General features: G+C 64.4%; 2 protein-coding genes and 1 pseudogene. 1 reads left to right on the plus strand and 2 read right to left on the minus strand.

All coding sequences use genetic code 11. From position 1 onward, the window contains the following. Positions 1–22 precede the first annotated feature (22 nt). On the minus strand, positions 23–1,876 hold the full coding sequence (locus tag AC1D00_RS31225; RefSeq protein ID WP_477013306.1) for an ATP-binding protein: 1,854 nt from the start codon (positions 1,874–1,876) through the stop codon (positions 23–25). A gap of 202 nt (positions 1,877–2,078) precedes the next feature. On the opposite strand from AC1D00_RS31225, the gene AC1D00_RS31230 reads away from it, so the two are divergent. Continuing rightward, positions 2,079–3,440 carry an ABC transporter substrate-binding protein gene (locus AC1D00_RS31230; RefSeq protein ID WP_167770718.1) on the plus strand — a complete coding sequence of 454 codons (1,362 nt, stop codon included), beginning with the start codon at positions 2,079–2,081 and terminating at the stop codon, positions 3,438–3,440. Between the two features lie 64 nt (positions 3,441–3,504). Here the strand turns inward: AC1D00_RS31230 and AC1D00_RS31235 are convergent. Beyond that, positions 3,505–3,810 (minus strand): annotated as a pseudogene (locus AC1D00_RS31235) (acyl-CoA synthetase); the annotation flags it as partial.

Raw genomic sequence — 3,810 nt, forward strand, 5'->3', positions numbered from 1 at the left:
GGATCAGGCTACGCGGAGCCCGTCATCGAGCCGCAGAGCGTCGACCACTTACCTCATCCGCCTCCAGCAGGCGAGGTGCGGTCTCGTCTAACGCAAGAGGCAGGGTGAACTGAAAGAAGGCGCCCCGAGGCTCGTTTGCGCCGGCCCACATCCGCCCGCCATGCGCCTCGATGATCGAGCGGCAGATGGCGAGGCCCATCCCCATGCCCGTGGGCTTGGTGGTGTAGAAGGCTTCGAACAGGCGCTCCACGTTCTTCGGATCCAGCCCTGGGCCGGAATCCCGCAAGGTGACGTGGACGCCGTCCGATCCATGCCGACCGGTGCTGATCAGCAACTCGCGTCCCCCCTCGCCGACCGCGGCCATCGCCTCGATCGCGTTGACGATCAAGTTGAGCACGACTTGCTGAAGTTGAACCCGATCTGCCTGAACCGGCGGCAAGCCATCGGCAAATTGCGTCCGAACCGACACGCCGTTCTTGAACGCTTCGCTGCGTGTCAGCGCGATGACCTCAAGCACTGCCTGGTTGATCTCCAGAGTCTCCTTTTGCGGGGGCGCGTTCCTGATCAGCGCCCGGATCCGGCCGATGATGTCACCGGCTCGCATGCCGTCCTTTGTGATCCAGTCGAGCGTCTGTCGAACCCGCTCCAGATTTGGCGGTTGAGCCTCCAGCCAATTCAGCCCGGCCTCGGCGTTCGCGACTATCGCGGCGATCGGCTGGTTGACTTCGTGGGCGATCGAAGCGGTTAGTTGCCCCATCGTGGTGACGCGATTGGCGTGCGCGAGCTCCATCAGGGCTTCACGGTAGCGCCGCTCGTGTTCGCGGCCTTCGGCTTCCGCCCGCTTGAGAGGCGTCAGATCGAGGACAAAGCCGACGCCGTTGTCCGCACCTTCTCCAAACATGGTCCCGCCGATCAGCACCGGCACACGGCTTCCGTCCTTCCGCACGTACTCCTTCTCGAATGGCTGGGCCGTCCCGACCCGCTTCAGTTCCGCCACGGTTTGCACGTCACGGGCGCGCCATTCCGGCGGCGTGAGGTCGGTCCGATGCAGGCGCCCTGCGTTGAGATCTTCCCGGTCGTATCCCACGATGCGCAGGAATGCATCGTTGGCCTCGAGAATGCGCCCCTCGACTTCCCAGATGATGATGCCGATGATGTTGGCATCGAACAGGCGCCTGATCTTGATATCCCGTGCTGCAAGATCACTCTGGAGCTGGATATTCTCCTCGATCGCCTTTCTCCGGCGTTTCGTTTCGAGCCGCGCGAGCGCCAGCGCCGCGCCGGCCAGCGCGATGACGAGGACAACGGCGCCAGCGATCAGCCAGGTCCAGCGTTGCTCGAATGCTTCGGCGCGCGCCTCCCGGTCGGCGAGCCGAAAGCGCTCGTGATCCACCATCTGGTCGATTTGCGAGCGGATCTCGTCCATGCWGCGGATCATTGCCAGCGCGGCCAGCCCGGACGTGCCGGCCGTCTTCAGCAGCTCGTCGATCTCGCGCAGCGTGGCTGTAACGGTCAGCGCCAGATGGCCGGCCCGAAGGCCCTGCAACGGATCGTCCGCGACCAATATCTGCAGCGCCTGAGCCTCCCGCCGTACACTTTCGTCAGAGACGCCGTAAGCCTTGAGATAGGCCGGGTCGAGGGTCATGAGATACCCGCGCCTTTCAGTCTCCAGTTCCGCGACGATCGCCCGCAGCCGATCGAGCGTTTCGAGGACCTGGCGGCTATGTTCGATGAAGTGATGAACTGCTTGCCGCTCCTGCCAATATTGCAGGCCGAGGAAGCTGGTCGCCGCAAACAGGGTCACAAGCACTGCGACCGCAAGGATCAGCGGACGAGCAAACCATCGCAGAGGCAGGGCCCGAACAGGAACGGACATTGGCCGTGGGTCTTCGATGCTCGTGTGACCGCGCGTGTTCTGGTGCCGACGCCAGAGCATGACAGGACAATAGCACGGATAGGGAGGTCGGGAACCCGACATTCATCGGATACGCCAGGCGGGAGGGCCGTGATGTCGCAGGGCTGCGGCCCCGAGCGTGTGCTATGGATGAATGCCCTTGGTTGATTCAAGGAGCATCATCATGGCACAGGGTGAAAACTCATTGAGCCATCCGGCGAGCCGGCGCAGTTTCATCAAGGGACTGGGGGCGGCTGGCGCGGGCCTGACCGCGCTGCCGCGCTGGAGCTTTGCCGAGGAGCCCGCTGCGGCTCACGCCAACGCCGCGATCGACTGGAAGCAATTTGCGGGACAGACGATCGCGCTTTCGGGCGCGATCCATCCGTGGTCGAACGCGATCACGCCGCTGTTGCCGGAGTTCACCATACTCACCGGCATCAACGTCACCATCGATTTCCAACTGGAAACCACCTACCTCGGCGCGCTGCCGATCAGGCTCGCTCGCGGCAGTAGCACGCCCGACGTCTTCATGTTCACGACCTATGGCCAGGGCATCTCGAACGGATGGGTGGAGCCACTGAACGGCTACTATTCCCAGAGGTCGCTGACCGACCCTGCCTGGTATGACGAGAGCGACCTGCTCAGGACGGCCCGAGCCTTCCCGCTGTGGTCGGACGGCGAACGGTACGCCGTCCCGATTACCTCGGAGGCGATGACCCTGTTCATCAACAGCGATGCGCTGGCAGCCAAGGACCTGCCGATTCCGCAGACTTTCGAGGAGCTGCTTGTCACCGCCAAGGCGGTCAAGACCAACGGGATGTCGGGGATCGCGATGCGGGCCCAGGCCAGCGGCAATTCCTCCCCACCGGCCATGGGCTTCCTGTTCTCCTACGGTGGGGCCATGGTCGAACACAACAGGGTCGCTTTCGCGAGCCCGGAGGGGATCGCGGCCGTCGAGATGTACGGACAGTTGCTCGGCCAGGCCGGGCCTGCCGGCGTCGGCAGCTACGAATGGTACCACGTGCTGGACGACTTCCTGCAGGGGCGGACGGCCATGGCGATCGACAGCAGCAACTTCGCGACCGACATCTCCAATCCCGCGAAAAGCCGTGTCGCCAAGCAGGCCGGATTTGCAACCTTTCCGCATCTCGCCGGTCGCGGACCCGTCCCCTTCATGTCGCACTGGCAGGCGTGCATCAATTCCAGATCTCGAAACAAGCGGGCGGCTTTCCTGTTCCTGCTCTGGGCGACGAGCAAGGCGACCTCGCTGCGCACTGCTGCAGCGGGGCTGGCGACGACACGCGTGTCGGCCTGGTCGAGCGAGGGCTTCAAGAAGGCGTTCGGCCCGCAGGCCGCCGAGGCGGCGCTGACAAACTTGCAGAATGCCGACGTCGACCGCGCCAAGGCAATTCTTTTCCATCCGCGTTCGAGACTGATCCTGGACGCCTTCATGATCGGCGTGAATGAAGTGGTCAACGGGGCGAGGCCGGCGAAGGAAGCGATGACTGGCGCGGCCGAAAGGGCCAATGCGGCGATCCGCGGGTAGCGGCGATGCGTTGTCCAATTGGAAAAGTTGGGGCCGTGCCGTGCACGGCCCCATTGGGCTCCAGTTAACCGAAAACCACCTCATGCCGCATCACGAACGGGGCGAGCAGCGTGTGCACCTCGCCGGCGACGACTTCGCGCTGATCCTCCGACAGGCCGGTAAGCGTCACGGTGGCGATCGAGCCGTGGCTGCCGTGGGCGCCGACCTTGACCTTGCAGTCGATGCCGCGCGCGGCGAGCGGCGCCAGTACCTTGGTGAACACGCGCTGCGCGGCATCCCAGCGCAGCTGCGGCTTGAACACCTTGCCGACGCCCGTGACCGGCATCGGGTCGATCGGGATGACCTGCACCGGTACCGCAGCACGCTCCGG

It is taken from the genome of Bradyrhizobium sp. P2_E8, from assembly GCF_056403875.1.

What these genes read in the sequence shown, in the direction of transcription:
- AC1D00_RS31230 (WP_167770718.1), top strand. Translation starts at nt 2,079, where the DNA reads ATGGCACAGGGTGAAAACTCATTGAGCCATCCGGCGAGCCGGCGCAGT.